Origin of the sequence: Microbacterium schleiferi, assembly GCF_015565955.1 — a bacterium.
GTDB classification, from domain to species: domain Bacteria; phylum Actinomycetota; class Actinomycetes; order Actinomycetales; family Microbacteriaceae; genus Microbacterium; species Microbacterium schleiferi_A.
On record NZ_CP064760.1, the window covers coordinates 1,063,879 to 1,085,818 of the forward strand.

At 68.8% G+C, this 21,940-nt stretch carries 18 protein-coding genes and 1 pseudogene; 15 read left to right on the top strand and 4 right to left on the bottom strand.

From position 1 onward, the window contains the following. Positions 1-133: 133 nt before the first annotated feature. Positions 134-1,617: pseudogene (gene hflX / locus IT882_RS05045) on the top strand (GTPase HflX). Here the strand turns inward: hflX and IT882_RS05050 are convergent. The 3 genes from IT882_RS05050 to lexA all read right to left on the bottom strand — a co-directional run bounded on the left by IT882_RS05050 (position 1,591) and on the right by lexA (position 5,641). Further along, positions 1,591-3,519, bottom strand: a complete 1,929-nt coding sequence (locus IT882_RS05050; protein ID WP_324253927.1) for a prolyl oligopeptidase family serine peptidase — start codon at positions 3,517-3,519, stop codon at positions 1,591-1,593. The pseudogene hflX and the gene IT882_RS05050 overlap by 27 nt on opposite strands. 10 nt (positions 3,520-3,529) lie before the next feature. Further along, positions 3,530-4,873 (bottom strand): hypothetical protein, encoded by a 1,344-nt coding sequence (locus tag IT882_RS05055; RefSeq protein WP_195693434.1) that lies wholly within the window; start codon positions 4,871-4,873, stop codon positions 3,530-3,532. 87 nt (positions 4,874-4,960) lie between these two features. After that, positions 4,961-5,641, bottom strand: coding sequence for a transcriptional repressor LexA (gene lexA / locus IT882_RS05060; RefSeq protein ID WP_195693435.1), 681 nt, complete (start codon positions 5,639-5,641; stop codon positions 4,961-4,963). 265 nt (positions 5,642-5,906) lie between these two features. Here lexA and IT882_RS05065 point away from each other — a divergent pair, with 265 nt between their 5' ends. The 6 genes from IT882_RS05065 (at position 5,907) to IT882_RS05090 (ending at position 10,307) form a co-directional block, all read left to right on the top strand. Next, a complete protein-coding gene (locus IT882_RS05065) occupies positions 5,907-6,296 on the top strand; it encodes a LysM peptidoglycan-binding domain-containing protein (protein ID WP_195693436.1) in 390 nt (129 codons plus the stop codon). A 43-nt stretch (positions 6,297-6,339) separates the two neighbouring features. Continuing rightward, on the top strand, positions 6,340-7,434 hold the full coding sequence (locus IT882_RS05070; protein WP_195693437.1) for a histidinol-phosphate transaminase: 1,095 nt from the start codon (positions 6,340-6,342) through the stop codon (positions 7,432-7,434). Continuing rightward, positions 7,431-8,036 carry an imidazoleglycerol-phosphate dehydratase HisB gene (gene hisB / locus IT882_RS05075; protein ID WP_195693438.1) on the top strand — a complete coding sequence of 202 codons (606 nt, stop codon included), beginning with the start codon at positions 7,431-7,433 and terminating at the stop codon, positions 8,034-8,036. Before IT882_RS05070 ends, hisB begins: the two co-directional genes overlap by 4 nt. Beyond that, entirely contained in the window at positions 8,033-8,701 is a 669-nt protein-coding gene (gene hisH / locus IT882_RS05080; protein ID WP_195693439.1) for an imidazole glycerol phosphate synthase subunit HisH, read from the top strand. The genes hisB and hisH overlap by 4 nt, the downstream gene beginning before the upstream one ends. 63 nt (positions 8,702-8,764) lie before the next feature. Next, positions 8,765-9,511: a bifunctional 1-(5-phosphoribosyl)-5-((5-phosphoribosylamino)methylideneamino)imidazole-4-carboxamide isomerase/phosphoribosylanthranilate isomerase PriA gene (gene priA / locus IT882_RS05085; RefSeq protein ID WP_195693440.1), complete on the top strand. Its 747-nt coding sequence runs from the start codon at positions 8,765-8,767 to the stop codon at positions 9,509-9,511. After that, entirely contained in the window at positions 9,495-10,307 is an 813-nt protein-coding gene (locus IT882_RS05090) for an SseB family protein (RefSeq protein ID WP_195693441.1), read from the top strand. Before priA ends, IT882_RS05090 begins: the two co-directional genes overlap by 17 nt. Positions 10,308-10,355: 48 nt before the next feature. Here IT882_RS05090 and IT882_RS05095 read toward each other — a convergent pair whose 3' ends face one another. Continuing rightward, positions 10,356-10,784: a DUF1844 domain-containing protein gene (locus IT882_RS05095; RefSeq protein WP_418887768.1), complete on the bottom strand. Its 429-nt coding sequence runs from the start codon at positions 10,782-10,784 to the stop codon at positions 10,356-10,358. A gap of 312 nt (positions 10,785-11,096) precedes the next feature. Between IT882_RS05095 and infC the strand changes: the two genes are divergently transcribed. From infC to IT882_RS05135, 8 genes are all read left to right on the top strand, one after another. Continuing rightward, entirely contained in the window at positions 11,097-11,681 is a 585-nt protein-coding gene (infC, locus tag IT882_RS05100) for a translation initiation factor IF-3 (protein WP_229382311.1), read from the top strand. Positions 11,682-11,727: 46 nt separating this feature from the next. Then, positions 11,728-11,922: a 50S ribosomal protein L35 gene (rpmI, locus tag IT882_RS05105; RefSeq protein ID WP_195693442.1), complete on the top strand. Its 195-nt coding sequence runs from the start codon at positions 11,728-11,730 to the stop codon at positions 11,920-11,922. 30 nt (positions 11,923-11,952) lie between these two features. After that, on the top strand, positions 11,953-12,336 hold the full coding sequence (gene rplT, locus IT882_RS05110; RefSeq protein ID WP_195693443.1) for a 50S ribosomal protein L20: 384 nt from the start codon (positions 11,953-11,955) through the stop codon (positions 12,334-12,336). Positions 12,337-12,451: 115 nt separating this feature from the next. Next, positions 12,452-13,267 (top strand): TrmH family RNA methyltransferase, encoded by an 816-nt coding sequence (locus IT882_RS05115; protein ID WP_195693444.1) that lies wholly within the window; start codon positions 12,452-12,454, stop codon positions 13,265-13,267. Between the two features lie 33 nt (positions 13,268-13,300). Further along, positions 13,301-14,341 (top strand): phenylalanine--tRNA ligase subunit alpha, encoded by a 1,041-nt coding sequence (gene pheS, locus IT882_RS05120; RefSeq protein WP_195693445.1) that lies wholly within the window; start codon positions 13,301-13,303, stop codon positions 14,339-14,341. Then, complete coding sequence (gene pheT, locus IT882_RS05125; protein ID WP_195693446.1) at positions 14,341-16,875, top strand: phenylalanine--tRNA ligase subunit beta; 2,535 nt, start codon at positions 14,341-14,343, stop codon at positions 16,873-16,875. The genes pheS and pheT overlap by 1 nt, the downstream gene beginning before the upstream one ends. A gap of 155 nt (positions 16,876-17,030) precedes the next feature. Next, positions 17,031-19,919: an MMPL family transporter gene (locus IT882_RS05130; RefSeq protein ID WP_195693447.1), complete on the top strand. Its 2,889-nt coding sequence runs from the start codon at positions 17,031-17,033 to the stop codon at positions 19,917-19,919. After that, entirely contained in the window at positions 19,916-21,748 is a 1,833-nt protein-coding gene (locus IT882_RS05135) for a YhgE/Pip domain-containing protein (protein WP_195693448.1), read from the top strand. The genes IT882_RS05130 and IT882_RS05135 overlap by 4 nt, the downstream gene beginning before the upstream one ends. Positions 21,749-21,940: the final 192 nt, after the last annotated feature.

Genomic DNA, 21,940 nt, shown 5'->3' on the forward strand with positions numbered 1-21,940 from the left:
CGGAGGACGGGCCGCCTTCGGGAGGCTAGAGTTTACGGATGCCTGCTGGCGGGCATCCAACAGAAATGACGATGGACGAGATCTCAGACACCCAGAACACCCCGAGGAGCACCGGGTCGACCCTGTCGACCGGGTGCTGGAGCGTGCCCGCGGCCGCTCGGACGTGTGGGTTTTCGGGTCGGCCCAGGCCCTGCAGGATGCCGCAACCGCCGTCGGCGCCGATTCCGACGGAGACCAGTGGGATCGCGAGGAGCGCGCGGCGCTGCGGCGGATCCCCGGCCTGTCAACCGAGCTCGAAGACGTCACCGAGGTCGAGTACCGCCAGCTCAGGATCGAGAACGTCATCCTGGTCGGTGTCCATCCGCAGGGCGAGCAAGAGAATGCCGAGAACTCGCTTCGCGAGCTCGCCGCGCTCGCCGAGACAGCCGGTGCCGTCGTGCTAGATGGTGTGCTCCAACGGCGCCCCCATCCCGATCCCGCCACCTACCTCGGCCGCGGCAAGGCCGAGGAACTCCGCGACCTCGTCGCCTCGCTCGGTGCCGATACGGTCATCGCCGACACGGAGCTCGCGCCCAGCCAGCGTCGTGCGCTCGAGGATGTCGTCAAGGTCAAGGTGATCGACCGCACGACCGTCATCCTCGACATCTTCAGTCAGCACGCCAAGAGCCGCGAGGGCAAGGCTCAGGTCGAGCTCGCGCAACTCGAGTACCTCCTTCCGCGCCTGCGTGGGTGGGGTGAGTCGATGAGCCGCCAGGCCGGTGGTCAGGTCGGTGCCGGCGGAGCCGGTATGGGTTCTCGTGGACCGGGTGAGACCAAGATCGAACTCGATCGCCGTCGCATCCGCACTCGGATGGCGCAGCTGCGTCGCCAGATCCGCGACTTCGGGCCCGCCCGGGATGCCAAGCGCGCGGAGAGGCGTCGAAACACCGTGCCGTCGGTCGCGATCGCGGGCTACACGAACGCCGGCAAGTCCAGTCTGCTCAACCGCTTGACGGGCGCCGGCGTGCTGGTCGAGAACGCTCTGTTCGCGACCCTCGACGCGACAGTGCGCCGCACCGAGGCATCCGATGGCCGCGTCTACACCTTCACCGACACCGTCGGTTTCGTGCGCAATCTGCCCCACCAGCTCGTCGAGGCGTTTCGCTCGACGCTCGAGGAGGTCGGCCAGTCGGACGTGATCGTGCACGTCGTGGATGCCTCCCACCCCGATCCCGCGGCGCAGCTGGCGACGGTGCGCGATGTCATCGGCGACGTCGGTGCGCGCGATCTTCCCGAGCTCGTCGTGTTCAACAAGGCGGACCTCGTCGACGAGTCGACACGGATGGTGCTCCGAGGGCTGGAGCCCGCGGCGCTGTTCGTCTCGTCCCGGACGGGGAGGGCATCGCCCAGCTCCGAGACGCCATCGAGCAGGCGCTTCCGCTTCCGGCGGTCGAGGTACAGGCGGTCGTTCCCTACGACCGCGGCGATCTGATTTCGGCAGCGCACGAGTCCGGACACGTCATCACGATCGCGCACCAAGAAGCCGGGACAGCGCTTCATGCTTTCGTGTCCGAGAAGCTTGCGGCAGAGCTCGCGCCGTTCAGCTCAGCGTCAGCGGCGCGACATCCGGTGGAGTGAAGCCGAACACGACGCCCAGGAACGCCAGCTCGGTCTCCAGGGCGTGGATGACGGTCTCCGCCCGTCGGAACCCGTGCGCCTCGCCCTCGTAGAGGACGTACGCGTGGGGCACCGCGCGGGCAGCCAGCGCCGCGCGAATGGCCTCGGCCTGTGCCGGGGGACGACCTCGTCATCCGCCCCCTGTAGCAAGAGCATCGGAACGTCGAATCCCTCCGGGTGCGACAGCGGAGACCGTTCGAGATAGAGGTCTTCCGCGTCGGGGAGCGGACCGATCAATCCGTCGAGGTAGCGGGCCTCGAAGTCGTGCGTTTCGGCGGCGAGCGCGCGAGCATCGCCGACGCCGTAGCGTGAGACGCCGGCAGCGAAGGCGTTGGTGCGGGCGATGGCGGCGAGCACGGTCCATCCGCCGGCCGAACCGCCGTCTATGGCGATGCGGGAAGGGTCGGCAAGGCCCGCGTCTGCCAGCGCCACCGCGGCGGCGCGCACGTCCTCGACGTCGACGACGCCCCACTGTCCCCGCAACCTGTCGCGGTAGGCGCGACCGTACCCGGTGGAGCCGCCATAGTTCACATCCAGAACACCGATCCCGCGACTGGTGAAGTAGGCGATCTTCGGGGATGCTGCTCCGCCGACATGACCTGTGGGCCCGCCGTGCACGAGGACGAGGTAGGGCGGCAGTTCGCCTTCCGGCGCTGAGGCATCGGGGTTCGTCGGAGGGAAGGCGAAGGCGTAGACCTCTCCGCGGGGACCCTCGGCGGTCAGCTCGACCGGCCGCGGCGTCCACGGGGCCGGCCACGCGGACTCGCCTCCCGCGACCGACTCCCAGTTCCCGGTCTGGGTGTCGACCACCCAGACCCCGGCAGCACCATCTGTCCGCGCGCCAATGACCAGGGCGCGCTCTCCTGCGGCATCCTCGATCGATGCCCCGGCGCTCACCGGTCCGCCGAGCTCACGGACCTCGCCATCCGGCGAGATCGCGACGATGCGGTCGGTGCCGTGCGTGCGGACGCAGACGGCGGTGCCGTCCGCGGTCAGGGAATACCAGCGGCCGCCGAGCGACCACAGCGGGCCGCCGGTGTCCTCGGGTGCGGCATCGATGCGCATCGAGCCGCGCGAGGGCGACCAGGCGTGCAGGTTCCAGCGGCCGTCGGGATCATCGACGAAGACGAGCTGCTCGGCGTCGGCCCACTCCGGCTGCAGGGGTGCTCTGTTGGCTCCCCCGGCGAGGGTCCGCCAGTTCTCGACACGACCGTCAACGATGCCGCCGAGGCGCAGCTCCGTGCTGTCCCACGGCATGTTGGGGTGATCCCAGGCGATCCACGCAAGCTGCGACCCGTCGGGCGAGACGGCGAGCTGCGCGACGAAGTCGCTGCCGGCGACCACCGACACGATCCGGTCGGGATCGGCCGAGGCCGAACCGTCTCGGGGGATCCGGACGATGTCGCGAGCCGGGATGCCGGGCCTCGCGTGGTCTTCGCGAATCGCCCAGAGCTGTCCCGCCGCGAAACGAAGGCCACCAAAGCGCATTCCCGTGCCCGCTGGCGTCAGAGGGCGCGGCTCCGTTCCCGTCTCGCGGAGCCACACCCGCTGGTCGGTCTTCTCGACGAAGCACAGCGCGCCATCATCCGTCGCCGCCCAGGCGCCGCCACCGTACTCGTGCACGCGCGAACGGGCGTTCCACGGCGCCGGCAGCAGATCCTCGATCGTCGCGTCGGGGAGGCGGCGCCTGACCGTCGTGCGGCCGCCCTCGGCCGGAACGCTCTCGCCCCACCAGATCTGTTCGCCCTCGGGAGCGGCAACGAACCGCGCCCCTTCGTACCGCGGCGAAGCAGCCGCGACGGAGGCTGCCGTGATCGGTGAGGGCCACGTGCCGTAGGCGAGTCGCGTGTCGGGGGAGTCCATGCTCCCCACGCTACGCGCGGTCGCTCGCGGTCTCCTCCTCGGACACGATCACCTCGACGACCTCGACCTCCGCGATCTCGCGCTGCTGGAGCAGTTCGAGGACCCACGCGACGATGATCGTCACGAGGAACACGACGACGACGTCGGCAAACGACAGCGGACGCAGGGCGAGGAGCCAGACGACGGCGAGGACCACGAGCGCGACGCGGATCGCGACACGGTACCGGGCCAGGAAACGTCCGAAGCCACCCGTGTTGAGACCACGGGCTGCCAATGCCTCGCGCGCCGTGGCGTTGAGGCCGCTGACACCACCGCGAACCGCCGTCGCCCCACGGCTGGAACCCATCAGCCAGCCGATCACCGCGATCACGACGCCGAGCACCGCGATCACGAGGGCGCTTTGAGCCATGGATGCCGTGAGCTGGGCATAGATGACGCTGAGGGCCGACGGCGACAGATCGAGCTGACCGGCCAAGACGGTGCTCGCCGCCGCGCCGATGCCGAATCCGGCCGCGAGCATCCCCCCGCCGATGAAGAGTCCGACTCCGGTGCCGATCACGGCGACACTGCGGCGGCGGGCGATGACGATCGCGAGCACAAACAGGCCGATCGTCACGACCGAGAGCCACCAACCGACAGCATCGGCGAGTGCGTAGACGGTGCGGAAGGTGGTGAGAGCCTCACCGTCACCGATGATGATGGTCTTGTCGATCGTCGGGATCAGGCTTGCAACGCCGACCCCGCTCTCGGTGAGCCGCTCCTTGACCTGTTCGATGATGGGGCCCAGAGCGATCCCCAGCCCGTCGCTGTCGAGGACGAGGATGCCGCCACCGTCAGCTGTGGCTGCGGTCGTGATCGACCGATGAACCCCGCGAAGTGCGAACCCCCAGACATCGGAGAAGGCCTCGGACGCGACAATGCGTTCAACCGCGGAGTTGACGAGGTTCTGTACACCTTGCGCCGCCGGCGCCCGCAGCGCATTGAGGGCGGTAGCCGCTGCCGGCGGCAACCCCAGACTCTCGACCCCGTCGAAGACCTGATTCGTGAGCGCGGTGAAATCCACCTGTTCGTCGATGGCGGCAGTAGCCTCGTCGACGATCAGCTCCTGGACGGCGGGGTCTTCGGTCAGGGGCGCGAAGGTCGCCACGAACGCCGCTTCGTCCACGAGCTGCACGCGCGCCCACGTGGTCACGACCGAGACCGGAACGAGGATGGTCGCGATCACGATCAGCAGCGCGGACAGCGCCGCGCGCCACCAGCCTCCGGATGAGGTGGCGCGACCGGCTAGGCGCGCGTTCTCGGCCTCGAGAGTACGAATGCGGGCTTCGAGATCATCCGGCGATGTCGGGGTCATGCGCCCATTCTGTCGGAACTGTCAGGCGCTCACATGTCCGTGAGGTAACGACTGCGTCCCGTTACACCCAGAAAGAGGTGCGTGAGACTAGACGGCCCGCAGAACGGCGACGACCTTGCCGAGGACCGTCGCGTCGTCGCCGAGGATGGGCTCGAAAGCCGAGTTGCGGGGGAGGAGCCACGTGTGGCCGTCTCGCTGACGGAAGGCCTTGACTGTCGCTTCGCCGTCGAGCATCGCCGCGACGATGTCGCCGTTGTCGGCCGTCGGCTGTGATCGCACCACGACCCAGTCCCCGTCGCAGATGGCTGCATCGATCATCGACTCGCCGCTCACGCGCAGCATGAACAGGTCACCCTTGCCCACGAGCTGTCGCGGCAGGGGGAAGATCTCCTCGATCTGCTGATCGGCAGTGATCGGCACGCCCGCGGCGATGCGCCCCACGAGCGGGACCATCGCGGCATCGCCGACCGAGGGCGAGATGTCTGCCGGGTTCTCGGCTGCCATGCCCGGCAGATCGATCAGTACTTCCATCGCGCGCGTCTTGCCCGCGTCACGCCGGAGGTATCCGCTGAGCTCGAGCTGGTTGAGCTGATGGGTGACACTCGAGAGGCTCTTGAGTCCGACGGCGTCGCCGATCTCTCGCATGCTCGGCGGATAGCCGTTTCGGGCGATCGCCCGCTGGATCACTTCGAGAATGGCGAGCTGTTTCTCGCTGAGGCTGCGCCGCCGCCGTGTGCCCGTGCGCTCCCGTGACGGCTCCTCGTTCATGACCCTGCTCCTGTCGCTGCTCGCATCTGCCCCGCACTCCTCTTCGAATGTCGGAGGTCGGTGATTACGTGTGTTCATCGAAACCGTAACCGTCCCGACGCCGATTCGCGGACTCTCGGCCCGCGTGTCGTGTTCGAAAGAACAGCGAGACAGTTACCCCTTGACAGACACAATACTCGAAGATAGCTTCGGAAGAGAGGTTCGTATCCATCCCTCCTGGCCGAGAGGTGGATGCGAATTTCTCCCCGAGATAGCGGAGGATGACATGACGACGATTGCTCTCGGCCCCCTGACCACGGCGACCTCATCGGTTCGGCGCGCGGATACGCGGCAGCCGGCGACCCGCCTTCGCTTGACCGCCCGCGGACGAGCAGTGCTGACCGCTGTTGCCGCTCTTCCCGCTGTTCTGGTCATCCTCGGTGCGATCTGGGGAGGCGGCGCAGCGCTCGCCTCCCTGGAGCCTGCTGCGCCCGCCGGCACCTTCGAGACCGTCACCGTGTCGTCGGGGGACTCCCTCTGGTCCATCGCGGAGGAGATCGCACCGGATGCCGATCCCCGTGATGTCGTGTCCGACATCGCCCGCCTGAACGGCTTGACCGGAAGCGTTGTGAGCGCGGGGCAGCGACTCGCGATTCCCGCCGTATACAGTCAGTGATCCCTCCGGCGTGCCCGGCGACGGTGTCGCTTGGCACCGTACGATGGGACGGGTGACGATCCGCCTCGATGATCTCCCGCTCCGCGACGACCTCCGGGGTCTCCAGCCCTACGGTGCGCCCCAGGCACCGCTGCCGGTCGCCTTGAACGTCAACGAGAACACGCACCCGGTTCCGCGGGAGGTGGCGGACGACATCCTGGATGCGGTAGGCCGAGCTCTCGGCGAAATCAACCGCTACCCCGACCGCGAGTTCCGGGAGCTTCGCGCCGCATTTGCCGACTATCTTCGGCACGGCCTTGTCGCCGATCAGATCTGGGCGGCGAACGGTTCCAACGAGGTGCTCCAGCATGTGCTCCAGGCCTTTGGCGGCCCCGGGCGTCGAGCGCTCGGTTTTGCGCCCACCTACTCGATGTACCCGCTCTTGACGCGGGCAACCGGTGCCGAGTGGGTGTCGGGAAGCCGCGGCGCGGACTACACCCTCGATGCTGAGTCTGCGGTCGAGCAGATCAGCGCCGTCGATCCCGACATCGTCTTCCTGTGCGCACCCAACAATCCGACGGGCACGCCCCTGAGCCTCGACGTGATCGAGGCCGCGTATGAGGCGACGCGCGGGATCGTCATCGTCGATGAGGCGTACTTCGAGTTCGCGCCGCGCACAGCGCCGTCGGCACTTGCTCTGCTGCCGGGCCGCGAACGGCTGCTCGTATCGCGGACCATGAGCAAGGCGTTCGCGTTCGCGGGGGCGCGAGTGGGCTACCTCGCTGCCGATCCTGCCGTCATCGATGCGCTCCGTCTGGTGCGCCTGCCGTACCACCTCAGTTCGCTCACCCAGGCTGCGGCGATCGCAGCGCTCGCGCACGCTCCAGTCATGCTCCAGATGGTCGATGAGATCATCGCGCAACGCGACCGGATTTCAGCGACCGTCGAGGCGCTTGGCTACCGCGCGTACGAGTCGTGGACGAACTTCGTTCTCTTCAGCGGGGTCGATGATCCCGGCCGCACGTGGCAGCAGCTCTACGACCGCGGGATCCTCGTGCGCGACATCGGAATCCCGCGCAGTTTGCGTGTGTCGGCGGGAACCGCCGAGGAAACCACCGCGTTTCTCGAAGCGCTCGCGTCGATAGACTCTCGCGCATGAGCAGCAGCCGCACCGCAACTCTCACGCGCGCCACGAGTGAGTCGCGCGTCGAGGTGAGTCTCGACCTCGACGGTACCGGTGCCAGCACCATCGACACCGGCGTCCCGTTCTACGACCACATGCTCACCGCGTTCGCCAAGCACTCGCTGACCGACCTGACGATCCGGGCCGAAGGCGACGTCGAGATCGACGCGCACCACACCGTCGAGGACGTCGCGATTGTCCTCGGTGACGCGATCCGCGAAGCACTCGGCGACAAGTCGGGTATCTCACGGTACGGCGATGCGCTCGTTCCCCTCGACGAGGCCTTGGCGCAGGCTGTCGTCGACATCAGCGGGCGCCCGTACCTCGTGCACGACGGTGAACCCGACGGGTTCGCGCTGCACCTGATCGCCGGTCACTTCACGGGCTCGCTCGTGCGGCACACCTTTGAGGCGATCAGCTATCACGCCGGGTTGACGGTCCACCTTCGCGTTCTTGCCGGACGTGACCCGCACCACATCGCGGAAGCCGAGTACAAGGCCTTCGCGCGCGCGTTCCGCCAGGCGAAAGCCCTCGACCCCCTCGTGCGCGGAATCCCGAGCACGAAGGGTGCCCTGTGACCGCGACACCGAGCTCGGCCGCCCGGCCGACAGTCGCTGTCTTGGATTACGGATCCGGCAATGTGCACTCGGCCGTCAAGGCGCTCGCCCTCGCCGGCGCCGATGCCCGGCTGACCGACGACCTCGACGCGATCATGGCTGCCGACGGGCTGGTGGTCCCGGGTGTCGGGGCCTTCCGGTCCGTTGTGGACGCCCTGCGGGAATCCCGAGCCGATCAGCTCATCGAGCGTCGCGTGGCCGGCGGGCTCCCGGTCCTGGGGATCTGCGTCGGGATGCAGGTGATGTTCGAACACGGGGTCGAACGCGGGGCCGACAGTCTGGGACTCGGACAGTGGCCCGGCGCGGTGACCGAGCTCGACGCTCCCGTCCTGCCGCACATGGGGTGGAACACCGTCGAGGCCGGCTCAGGCTCGACGCTGTTTCGCGGGATCGAATCGGAACGGTTCTACTTCGTCCACTCTTACGCGGCGCAGCACTGGACCCTCCCGTCGCAGGAGCCCTTCCCGAGCGCGGTCGTCACGTGGGCCACGCACGGCGTCCCGTTTGTGGCAGCAGTGGAGAACGGCCCGCTGGCGGCGACGCAGTTCCATCCCGAGAAATCGGGCGAGGCGGGCATCCGGTTGCTGGCGAATTGGATCGCGAGCCTTCCCGCGGCTACCCTCTGAACTCGTGCCTGCCTCCGAGAGTCATCGGCGTGCCGCGGGCTCCGTGAACCCGCCCGAGGAACCATGAACGACTTCGCGTCAACGCCCGAATTGATCCTGCTGCCCGCCGTCGATGTCGCCGATGGCAAGGCGGTGCGCCTCACGCAGGGTGCCGCGGGGTCGGAGACGAGCTACGGCGACCCGGTGGAGGCCGCCGTCGACTGGGCTCGGCAGGGCGCGCAGTGGATCCACCTGGTCGATCTGGATGCCGCCTTCGGCCGCGGCAGCAACGTCGGCGTCATTCGCAAGGTCATCAAGCAGGTCAAGGGCGTGCACGTCGAGGTATCGGGCGGCATCCGGGATGACCGCAGCCTCGAGCTTGCGATCGAGTATGGCGCAGAGCGCGTCAACCTCGGCACCGCCGCACTCGAGAACCCGGAGTGGGCGGCCGACGTGATCGGGCGGTACGGCGAGCTGGTTGCCGTCGGACTGGATGTTCGGGGAACGACCCTCGCCGCCCGCGGCTGGACGCAGGAGGGCGGCGACCTGTGGGCGGTGCTCGACCGTCTCGAGGATGCCGGATGCAGTCGCTACGTCGTCACCGACGTCACCAAGGACGGGACGCTGCGCGGCCCGAATCTCGACCTGCTTCGTGAGGTCACCACACGCACCCCCAAGCCGGTGATCGCGTCGGGCGGGGTGGCGACCCTGGATGACATCGCCGCGCTGCGCGAGCTCGTTCCGCTCGGTGTCGAGGGAGCCATCGTCGGGAAGGCGCTGTACTCGGGTGCCTTCACCCTGGCCGAGGCGCTGGATGTCGCCGGAGGCTGACGATCGGTGCACCGGCGGTTCCGCTGCTGACGCACCACGACACACTGCAGACTCCGCCGGGTTTCCCTGGGAAGGTCGCAGCTTCGAGGCGAACCCGTTCTCCGGTGACGATGGATCGGCCGATCCCGAGCTCGTCAGCGCGATCGAGCGATTCCGGGCGGGTCAGGCTCCCGTCGGTGCGGTGATCGATGCGTACCGGTCGGCGCGCCTGTTGATCCCCCTCATCGCCGAGAAGGGCGACGAGGGTGTCGGCGCTCACGGGTTGACCGTCGACAAGACGCAGGAGCTGTCGATCGTCACCGTTGCCGCGCCCGACGGCAGGCGTGTGCTGCCGGTGTTCTCGTCGGTCGCGGCGATGAGCGTGTGGGATACGGCGGCCCGTCCCGTTCCGGCCGACGGCGTGCGCACCGCCGCGGCAGCCGTCGACGACGGCACAGACTGGATCGTCCTCGATCCCGGTTCCGAAACCGAGTTCGTCATCCGTCGCCCCGCCGTATGGGCTATCGCGCAGGGTCAGGCGTGGGAGCCTGCCCACACGTCGCCCGAGGTCTTCGCCGGATTTCAGGAGAGCATCGGCGCGGAGCTTGCCGTTCTCGATCTGTCGCTGGCGCCCGCCGACCCGCTCGCGCGGGGGAGAGGGCCCGAGGTGCAGGTCCAGCTGGACATCATGCCGGGCCTTGACCGCGAGGAGCTCGATGCCGTGCTGCAGCGGCTCGCGAAGCGCTGGTCGACGGATGACCGCATCGCGGTTCTCGTGGACTCCCTGGCCGTGAAGATCCGGCGCTCCCAGGCCTGAGGTCTCGCGCACGGGGGCGGCGCCATCCGGCTGGCGTGTCGACTCTGGTCAGGTGACCGGACCGGTCCACTTCTCGCCCGGCCCCTTGCCGATCGGATCGGGAATGACGGATGCCTCGCGAAACGCGAGTTGCAGGGATCGGAGGCCATCGCGCAGGGAGCGAGCGTGCATGTCGCTGATCTCCGGGGCGCCTGCCGTGATCAAGCCCGCGAGAGCGTTGATGAGCTTTCGAGCCTCGTCGAGGTCCTTCTGCCGGTCGGGGTCGTCGGCCAGGCCGACCTTCACGGCGGCTGCGCTCATGAGGTGCACGGCGGTGGTCGTGATGACCTCGACCGCGGGCACGTCGGCGATGTCTCGGGACGCCGAAGCGGCGGCTTGGGCATCCTCTTCCCAGCGCTGCTCGCGCTCGCGGTCTCGGCGGTCGGCCGATTCGCTGTCGGATGGTGCGGGGTCGGGAGAACCGGGAATCGTCGACACGTGTTGCCTTCTGCTAGACTCGTGCGGGCTCCGGAGCCTTGTGCCCCGGACACGAAAGAGGATCACATCCCACCCGCGCTTGCCGCTCAAGGCTACCGGGTCCACGCACTCCGCTTCGTTTCACAACCTGGTTGTCAGATGAGGTCGTGCTCGAGGAACTCTCGGGCAGCAGGGTGCAGAAAAGCCGGTGCATTGCGTCGTGCGGGTGGAGTGTTCTGATCTCACCCGCGGCGCACCCCGTGTCGCGGTGCCTTACACCCGCACGAAGAGGAGTTCCGCATCAGCGATCCCCGCATCAACGAGCGCATTCGCGTGCCTGAGGTCCGTTTGGTCGGTCCCGGCGGCGAACAGGTCGGTGTCGTTCGCATCGAAGTCGCGCAGCGTCTGGCTCAGGAAGCCGATCTCGATCTCGTCGAGGTCGCTCCGAACTCGAAGCCGCCCGTGGTCAAGATCATGGACTACGGCAAGTTCAAGTACGAGGCTGCGCAGAAGGCGAAGGAAGCGCGACGCAATCAGGCCAACACGGTCCTGAAGGAAGTCCGGTTCCGCCTGAAGATCGAGCCGCACGACTACGAAACCAAGCGCAAGCACGCGGAGTCGTTCCTGAAGGCCGGCGACAAGGTCAAGGCAATGATCCTGTTCCGTGGTCGCGAGCAGTCGCGTCCCGAGCAGGGTGTGCGCCTGCTGCGCCGGTTCGCAGAGGACGTCGCCGAGTTCGGCACCGTGGAATCGAACCCCACGATCGACGGCCGCAACATGACGATGGTGATCGCACCGCACAAGAACAAGTCCGAGGCGAAGGCAGAGCAGAACGCTCAGCGCGCAGCCACCAAGGAAGCGGCACGCCAGACCGCCCGCGGTGATGCCTCCGAGCCCACGGCCGCTCCCGCCGAGTAGGCCCCCAGACTCCCGCCCGGCGGGAACCACAACGAAGGAACAGAAGATGCCGAAGCAGAAGACCCACTCGGGTGCCAAGAAGCGCTTCAAGGTCACCGGAACCGGGAAGATCAAGAAGCAGCAGGCGGGCCTCCGCCACAACTTCGAGGGCAAGCCCACCAAGCGCACGCGCCGCCTGTCGGCGGACAAGATGCTCGCCCCCGGTGACGCGAAAGTCGCCAAGAAGCTCCTCGGCATCTGAGCGCCACGGTACGAACAGGAACGAAACGAAATGGCTAGAGTCAAGCGGGCTGTCAACGCCCACAAGAAGCGTCGCGTCATCCTTGAGCGCGCGTCCGGTTACCGCGGGCAGCGCTCGCGCCTGTACCGCAAGGCGAAGGAGCAGGTCACCCACTCGCTCGTCTACGCGTACCGCGACCGCCGCAAGCGTAAGGGCGACTTCCGTCGTCTGTGGATCCAGCGCATCAACGCCGCGAGCCGCCAGAACGGCCTCACCTACAACCGCTTCATCCAGGGCCTGAACCTGGCTGGCGTCCAGGTCGACCGTCGCATGCTCGCCGAGCTCGCGGTCAACGAGCCGGCGGTGTTCGCCTCGCTCGTCGACACCGCGAAGAAGGCGCTGCCCAGCGACGTCAACGCACCCAAGTCGGCCTGACCGGTCCGTTCTTCGACGAAGGGCGTCTCCCGTAGGGGAGGCGCCCTTCGTCGTGCGTGCGCCGCGCGTCGTCCACTGGCATCAACCGGCTCGGCGGTGCCTCTAAACTGGGCGCGTGCTGGAGAACCCGCGATCCCCGCGCGTACGCGCGGTCGCGAAGCTGTCCAAGCGCAGCGCCCGCCACGAGACCGGACTCTTCTTGCTCGAGGGCCCGCAGTCCGTCCGAGAGGCTCTCACGTACCGCCCGGACGCGCTCGTCGAGCTGTACGCGACGCCGGCCGCGCTGGACCGGCACACCGACATCCGTGACGCGGCACGAACCGCGGGTCTGGATCCCGACCTGGCCAGCGAAGCGGTCCTGGATGCCATGGCCGATACGGTGACGCCTCAGGGGATCATCGCGGTCGCGCGTCAGACGCCGTCCACCGTGGCCGAGGTGTTCGCCGCTCTGCCGCGCCTGGTCGCGATCTGCGAGCAGGTGCGCGATCCCGGGAATCTTGGCACCATCATCCGTGCCGCGGACGCTGCGGGAGCCGATGCTGTTGTGCTCACGGGCAAGTCGGTCGACCCCTACAACCCGAAGGTCGTGCGCTCCACGACCGGTTCCCTGTTCCACCTGCCGATCGCGGTGGGAGTCGAGCTGTCGGAGGCTGTCGAGCGGGCGCACGCGGCAGGGGTTCGGGTCGTCGCCGCGGATGTCGACGGGACCGACTTCCTCGCATCGCGTGACGTGCTGGCAGAGCCCACGGCGTGGCTGTTCGGCAACGAAGCACGCGGTCTTGAAGAGGATGCCCTGTCGCACGCCGATCTGTCTCTGCGTCTGCCGATCTATGGCAAGGCCGAGTCGCTCAATCTCGCGACGGCGGCGAGCGTGTGTCTCTACGAGACGGCCTTCGCCCAGCGCTCCATCCGGGTGGGTTCCCTCGGCTGATCGCGCGTTCTGGCCTCGGTAGACTCGACTCTCGTGTCCGACGCCCCAGAGATCACCCCCGAGGCCGTAGCGGCGGCGACCGATGCGGCTCTTGCCGCGATCGCCGCTGCCGCCGACTCCGCCGCCCTCAAGTCCGCTCGCGCGGCTCACGTCGGCGACGGGTCGCCGCTTGCTCGCCTGAACGCCAGGTTGCGTGATGTGGCTCCGGAACGCAAAGCCGAGTTCGGCAAGCTCATCGGGCAAGCGCGCGGCCGGGTGACCCAAGCGCTCGCGGCGCGCGAGGCCGAGATCGAGGCGGCGGAGCTCACCGCGCGGCTCGAGGCCGAGGCGATCGACATCACGGCGCTGCCGACGCGTGCGCGCGTCGGCGCGCGGCATCCGTTGACCCTCCTGCAGGAGGAGATCTCGGACGTCTTCGTCGGTATGGGGTGGGAGGTCGCGGAGGGCCCCGAGCTCGAGCACGAGTGGTTCAACTTCGACGCCCTGAACTTCGACGTCGACCACCCGGCACGCCAGATGCAGGACACCTTCTTCGTCGACCCCGTCGAGCGCCACCTCGTGATGCGCACGCACACGAGTCCCGTGCAGGTGCGCTCGATGCTCGATCGCGAGCTCCCGGTCTACGTCGTGTGCCCGGGACGGGTGTACCGCACCGACGAGTTCGATGCCACCCACCTGCCGGTGTTCTCGCAGGTCGAGGGCCTCGTGATCGACAGGGGCATCACGATGGCGCACCTCAAGGGCACCCTGGATCACTTCGCGCGCGTCCTGTTCGGCCCGGAGGCAAAGACACGCCTGCGCACGAACTACTTCCCCTTCACCGAGCCCAGCGCTGAGCTCGACCTCTGGCATCCGACCTTCAAGGGCGGCGCGCGCTGGATCGAGTGGGGCGGCTGCGGGATGGTGAACCCGAACGTCCTCCGCGCGGCGGGAATCGACCCCGAGGAGTACTCCGGTTTCGCGTTCGGGATGGGGATCGAGCGCACGCTCATGTTCCGCAGCGATGTGAAAGACATGCGCGACATGGCCGAGGGCGATGTGCGCTTCAGCGAGCAGTTCGGGATGGTGGTGTGATGCGCGTTCCGCTCTCGTGGCTCCGCGAGTTCGTCGAGGTCCCCTCCGAAGCCACCCCCGAGGATGTCTTGGCGTCACTGGTCTCGGTGGGCTTCGAAGAGGAGGACATCCACCGATTCGAGCTGTCGGGCCCGATCGTCGTCGGTGAGGTTCTCGCGTTCGTCGAGGAGCCCCAGTCCAACGGCAAGACCATCCGGTGGTGCCAGGTGCGGGTCGCGAGCGGCGAGGGTACGGATGCCGAGCCCGCGGTCCGCGGCATCGTCTGCGGCGCGAGCAACTTCTTCGTCGGCGACAAGGTCGTCGTGACCCTTCCCGGCTCGGTGCTTCCCGGCCCGTTCCCGATTGCGGCGCGCAAGACCTATGGACACGTCTCGGACGGCATGATCGCCTCGGCCAAGGAGCTCGGGCTCGGTCAAGAGCACTCGGGCATCCTGCGCCTGGTGGAGATCGGCGTCGATGCGCCGGTCGGTTCGGACGCGATAGCCCTGCTCGGGTTGGACGACGAGGCAGTCGAGATCAACGTGACCCCCGACCGCGGGTACGCGCTCTCGATCCGCGGCGTTGCGCGGGAGTATTCGCACGCCACGGGCGCGACCTTCCGCGACCCCGCGGACAGGCCGTGGGATGAGGTCGACCCGGGCGAGGGCTTCTCGATCACCGTCGACGACGCGAACCCCATCCGCGGCCGCGTCGGCGCTTCCGAGTTCGTCGCGCGGCTCGTTCGCGACGTGGATGCTGCCAAGCCGACGCCCCCGTGGATGATCACCCGGCTCGCTCTTGCCGGTGTGCGCCCGCTCGGCATCCTGATTGACATCACGAACTACGTGATGCTCGAGCTCGGCAACCCGATCCACGGGTACGACTACGACGCCCTCCGGGGCGGAATCACCGTTCGTCGCGCTCGCGCCGGCGAGAAGCTCGAGACCCTCGACGGACAGGTGCGCACCCTCAGCACGGAGGACCTGCTCATCACCGATGAGTCGGGCCCGATCGGCCTCGCGGGCGTGATGGGCGGCGCCACGACCGAGATGGGGTCAGCGACCCGCACCGTGCTCATCGAAGCCGCCACGTTCGATCCCGTGTCGATCGCGCGGACGGCCCGCCGGCATAAGCTGCCGTCCGAAGCCTCGCGGCGTTTCGAGCGCGGCGTCGACCCCGCGATTCCGTTCGTCGCCGCCCGTCGGGTTGCCGACCTCATGGTCCAGCTGGCCGGCGGGACACTGGACACCGCGTTCGGCGGTGCCCTGCGTGCCGGGCATGAACAGCCCGCGATCGAGCTGCCCCGCGGGTTCGTCTCGGGGCTGATCGGCGTCGACTACACGGTTGACCAGATCGTGGAGGCCCTGCGGCTGATCGGCTGTGACATCCAGGATGCCGACAGCGACGCGAGCGCACCGTGGCTCGTCTTCCCGCCGTCGTGGCGACCTGACCTGACCGACCGGTGGACGCTTGCCGAAGAGGTGGCGCGCATCCACGGGCTCGACCAGGTGCCCTCGGTCCTCCCCACCCCACCCTCCGGGCGCGGGCTGACTGCCGCGCAGCGTGCGCGGCGTCGGGTGTCGAACGCTCTGGCTGCCGCCGGCTACGTCGAGACGCCCTCGTTCCCGTTCGCCACGGCCGAGAGCAACGACCTCCACGGCAGCGCTGACGGGCGGCGCCTCCCGAGCATCAAACTCGCGAACCCCCTCGACGGGCAGCTGCCCTACCTTCGGCGTTCGCTCATCCCGGGGCTGTTGCAGGTTGCGCACCGGAACCTCTCCCGCGGGCTCGTGGATCTCGCACTCTTCGAGACCGGTGTCGTGTTCGTGCCGGCAGACGGCGTGGAGTACGGCACGCCGTTCGTTCCGCCGCTGGGGGTCCGACCCGATGCGGCGACCCTCGCGGCCCTGGACGCGTCGATTCCCTCGCAGCCGCGCCACGTCGCGATCCTGCTGACGGGGATGCGGGTGTCGAAGCAGCCAGGCCAGGCGGCCGAGGCGGCAGACCTCGCCGATGTCATCGACGCGGTTCGCACGGTCGCCGCCGCAGCGGGCGTCGAGGTGACGATCGATCAGACGCGGCGCGCCGCGCTGCATCCCGGCCGAGCAGGCACCGTGCGTGTCGGTGAGGTCGCGGTGGGCTATGTCGGCGAGCTCCTGCCCTCCGTCGCCGCCGATGCCGACCTACCGGGTCGTGTCGTCGTCGCCGAGCTGGACCTTGACCTCATGCTCTCGCTCGCGGGGGAGCGGGTCGTGGCAGCATCCCTGTCGGGGTTCCCGGCGGCGACGCAGGATGTGTCGCTCGTCGTGTCGGCGACGGTTCCTGCGGCAGAGGTCGAAGCGGCGCTCGTGTCGGGCGCCGGCGATCTGCTCGAGGCGGTGCGACTCGTGGACGACTACCGCGGGTCCGGTGTCGCAGAGGGGACGAAGAGTCTGACCTTCGCGCTGCGCTTCCGCGCCCCTGACCGCACGCTCACGGCTGCGGAGGCGACCGAGGCCAAGCTCGCCGGCGTTGCCGTCGCCGAGGATCGCTTTCAGGCTCACATCCGGGAGTGAGCAGCATCCCCCGGGGCCGTCCCGGGCGCGTCGTGAGGGGGCGGCGCGGGCTCGGCTCCCACGCGGGCGGAGCTGGGCCGCTACGCTGGCCACGGGTCAGGGCGGAGGCGCCGGGCCTCAGCCGTGACACACCGACCGCTTAAGGAGCTGCGCCGATGTCGTCGTTCCTCTATCGGGTAGGCAGGTTCGCGGCCCGCCGACGGTGGACGGTCATCGTCCTGTGGATCGCCGTGGTCGTCGGCGCCTCAACGCTGGCTGGCGTGCTCGGCAACCATCTGCAGTCGAGCTTCACCGTGCCCGGTACACAAGCGCAGTCGGCTCTGGATGCCCTGGAACAGCGCTTTCCGCAGATCAGCGGCGCCAGCGCGAAGGTCGTCGTCGCGGCGCCCTCGGGTGAGCAGATCTCGACGAGCGAGAACCTGATCGTCACGGCTTGCGAGGACATTGCAGCCCTCGATGACGTCGTCGCCGTCACGTGTCCGTACGCGATGGCCGCGAGCGGTGCGACCGCGGCATCCGATGGCGCTGCCTCACAGGTCTCGGCAAGCGGCGAGATGGCGTTCATTTCGGTCCAGCTCTCGGTCGCCTCCACCGACATCCCCGACACGCTCGTGGCCTCGGTCACGCAGGCCACCGAGCCGATGGCGGACGCGGGGCTGACCGTTGCTGTCTCGGGTCTTGCCGCCAGTTCGTCGTCGGGGGTCGACTGGACTGAGCTGGCCGGCATGGGGGTGGCCTACATCGTGCTGGCCATCACGTTCGGGTCCCTGATCGCCGCGGGTATTCCGCTGGTGACCGCAGCACTCGGCGTCGGGCTCGCGGCGAGCGCCATCACGATCGTCGCGGCTCTCGTTCCGGTCTCTTCGACAGCCCCGGTCCTTGCGACGATGCTGGGCCTGGCTGTCGGTATCGACTACGCCCTCCTGATCACTTCACGGCACCGAGACAATCTGCGACAGGGGATGGATCCGGCCGAATCGGTAGCGGTTGCCATCGCGACGGCTGGGACGGCGGTCGTCTTTGCCGGGATGACGGTCATGATCGCCCTCGTGGGGCTCGGAGTGGCGGGCATTCCGTTCCTCACGGTCATGGGCCTCGGGGCTGCTGGCGCGGTGCTGACGGCGCTGCTCGTGGCTGTGACCCTGCTGCCGGCGATCCTCTCGCTCCTCGGTCGCCGGCTCATCCCGCGGGGCCGGATGGCTCGCCGGGGGAGTGAACCGGCGCGCACGGCGCGGTGGGTGCGGATCGTGACCCGCCAGCCGCTTCTGACCGCGATCGGTGTCACCGCGCTGCTCGCGGTGGTAGCGATCCCGGCATCCGGACTGCGTCTGACGCTGCCCGATGCCGGATACGACCCGCCCGGAACCGAAGCGCGCGTCGCCTACGACCTTCTCGACGAGGGGTTCGGGCCCGGCTTCAACGGCCCGCTGCTGGTGACCGCCGACATCTCCCGCACGCTGCAGATCGAGCAGGCTCTCGACGCGCTCCAGGATGCGTTCTCGGGGGTTCCCGGGATCACGGCGGTGTCCCAGGCGTTCCCGAACGAAGCCCTCGACATGGCAGTTGTGACCATCACCCCCGACAGCTCGCCGTCCTCCGAGCAGACTGCGCAGCTCGTGCAGACGTTGCGCGACCGGGCAGCCACGTTCGAGGCGGCGAACGGTTTCACATACGAGGTCACCGGCCAAACGGCCCTCGCCATCGACATCTCCGATCGCCTGGGTGCGGCGATGCTGCCGTTCGCGATCGTTGTCGTGGGGCTGAGCCTGGTGCTGCTGACGATCATGTTCCGCTCGATCGCCGTCCCGATCACCGCGACCTTCGGCTACCTCCTGACCGTCGGCGCCGGGCTCGGGATCGCCACCGTGGTGTTCGAGTGGGGATGGGGGGCGTCCCTTCTCGGGGTCGGCAAGGTCGGCCCGGTGATCAGCTTCATGCCGATCCTCGTCATGGCCGTGCTGTTCGGGCTCGCGATGGACTACCACGTGTTCTTGGTGTCGCGGATGCGCGAACGCTTCGTTGATGCCGGGGACGCGCGCGCGGCTGTCCTCGACGGTTTCTCGGCCTCCGCGCGCGTCATTACCGCTGCCGCGCTCATCATGTTCTCGGTCTTCTTCTCGTTCGTCCCCGGCGGCAACGCCATCATCCAGCCGATCGCCCTGGCGCTCGCGGTGGGTGTGCTCATCGATGCCTTTGTGGTGCGGATGACGCTCATCCCCGCCCTGATGGCGCTGCTCGGCGCGCGGGCCTGGTGGCTGCCGCGGTGGCTCGAGAAGGCTCTTCCCGACGCCGATATCGAGGGCGAGGCCGTGCGTCGGATGCTCGATCAGCGAGAGTGGCGCGAAGCAGACAGCGAGACCCGCGGCCAGGGCATCCACGCGCACGAGGCGACGTTCGGCGACTCCGCGCCTCTCACTGTCGATGTGCCCAGCTCCGGGGTCCTCCTGGTCCACGGACCCGAGGCTGCAGCCGTATGCGCGGGTCTGTCGGGGCGGATCCCCGACGTGGCCGGTGATCTCGCGATCGGCGGCCGGCTCATTCCGTTCGAGCGGGAGCCGCTGTCGCGGGTCTCGATTCTGGTTCCGGCGCTGCCGACCCCGACGGATGCGAGCACGCTTGTCGAGCACGTGCGGCGGGTCGTGCGTCTGGACGGGAGATCGGGCGACCACCGCGAGCGGGCGCGCCGGGCGATCGAGATCTGGGGTGACCTCTCGGCTGGCCCGGGCGTTCTCGATGAGTTCGATGTGCCGATGTCGGTTCTCGATGAGCACCAGCGATGGACTCTCGATGCCGCCGCCGCTCTTGCCTCGGCGGCGGAGGTGACAGTCCTCGATATGCGCCGGCGGCCGGATCAACCGGGGATGCTGGATCGCATCCTGCGCGCCGCGTCGCCCTCGACGACGATCGTGATCGCCCTGACCGAGACAGCCGTCGAGCCCGCCGTTTCCCTGGCATCTCCCGGGCGCCCCGTGCGTGTCATCCGGGCAGATCCGGCGGCGGATGTTCCCCGTAGCCAGCACGCGACGGACGAGGTGGTCGTATGACGGGCCTGTCGGGCCTGCTGGCCGGTGGCGGCCGTGGGCGGGCGATTGCGCTCGCGGTCTTCGCGATCGTCATCCCGCTGCTGGTCATGCTGACGCTGCTGCCGCGTCAGACCCAGGAGCAGGTTCCGGTCGCGATCGTGAATCTCGATGTTCCGATCGAGAGTGGGAGCACTCCGGTTGCCGCCGGCAAGCTCGTGACCGAGAACCTCCTGACGACCAATGACGGGATCGCCTGGACCCTGACCGATACGGCGACGGCCGATCAGGGGCTGGCGATGGGGACCTACCTTGCCGTCGTGACGATCCCCGCCGATTTCTCGAAGGACGTCGCAACCCTCGGCACTGACGCGCCCACGCAGGCTGACCTGACCGTGCAGACCAGCACCCGCCACGGCTATCTGTCGGGAGTGCTGGCCGAGGCGCTGGCGGCCGGACTGCCCCGTGGCGTGGAAGCCCAGCTCACCTCGGGATATGTCTCGGGCACGCTGGAGGCGTTCACGGAACTGCACACCGGCATCGGCCAGGCCGCCGACGGCGCGGGAGAGCTGGCGAGCGGGATCACCGACGCCGCTGGCGGAGCGGCTGTGCTCGCCCAGGGGCAGCGGGAGCTGGTCACGGGCCTCGAGGGGATCGGAACGGTGCTTCGCGCCCTCCCGACCGGCGTTCGCGATCTGGGTGCGCTTAGTTCGGCGGCCGGATCTGACGCAGCTGCGCTCGCGGGATCGCTGGCCGGTGCCGCGATCGACGCCGAGGCGCTCTCGCTCGCGCAGGATGCCGGGGTGGCAAACCTCGACGTCCTGGCCGCACTGATCTCCGCGGACCCGACGGCCCCGGCGGGTGATCTGCTCGATGACATCCTCGCGCTGCGCGGCGGCGCGGCAGCCATCGCGTCGGACCTCCAGAATCAGGCGGGAGCCCTCGCCGGTGACGCTGTCGATGCCGCCGAGCTCGCGGTCGGCGCTGACGCGGTCGCCGACCTCGCCGGACCCGCGGCATCCGCCCTGACGGAGGTCGCCGCAGCTCAGCAAGCCGCGGTCTCCGGCGCATCCGATATCGCGACGGGCATGGCGGATCTGGCAACAGGCCTCGAGACCGCGGGCGGTGCCGCGGGTGACCTTGCCAGCGGACTGGATGAGGCAGCATCCAGCATCCCCAGCTACTCAAGCGCCCAGCAGCAGAGCATCGCGAACACTGTCGCGTCGCCGATCGGGGTCACCACCACGAGCATCGGCGGACCCGACTCCGCACTGGCTGCTGCCGTCGCTGCCCTGGCGCCGGTCTCGCTGTGGCTGGGAGCCCTCGCGACCTTCCTGGTCGTGGCGCCCTTTGCCCGGGCCTCTCTTGTGACCCCGGCGACCTCCGCGCACATCGCCGCTGACGCTGCTCTGGTGGCGCTGGGCATCGCGGCGGTGCAATCCCTGCTCGTCTGGCTCGGCATCGCGGTGCTCGGTATCGTTCCGGACCGGATCGCCGTGGCCTACGGGCTGACCCTTGCCGTCGCGGTGTCGTTCGCGCTGTTCCATCAGGCCCTCACGGCTCTGTTCGGCCGCGCGGGTCTCATCGTCTCGGTCCTCGCTCTGGGCATTCAGCTCGTCGCCGCGGGGACCCTCCAACCGGTGACTGATGGGTCGCTGGCTGCCACACCGTTCTCGATCTTGCCGCTGAGTATCGCCCTGCAAGGTGCCGATGCCCTCGTGGGCGGGTCGTTGCACGAGGTACTGGGGGCCGCGGTCGGGCTGCTCATCTGGGCAGCTCTCGCCTTCGCGGGCACCGTGATCGGCGTCCGCAGGGCCCGCGCTCGGGCCGTGAGCGCGCTGCTTCCGGCGTGAGCGGGTGCGTCGATTTGCTACGTCCCGGCTCTGATCGGTACTCTCGCGACATGCTCCCGGCACCGCACGACCTCGTCGCTTCCGCGACGGCGGTCATCGTGCTGCGCCGACGTCTGGGCGGTCGCCGACTCTAGGCGACCCCGCGGCGCGAGTGCGCTGGCGGCGTCGCCACCCCGGCTCAGACCCCGTGCC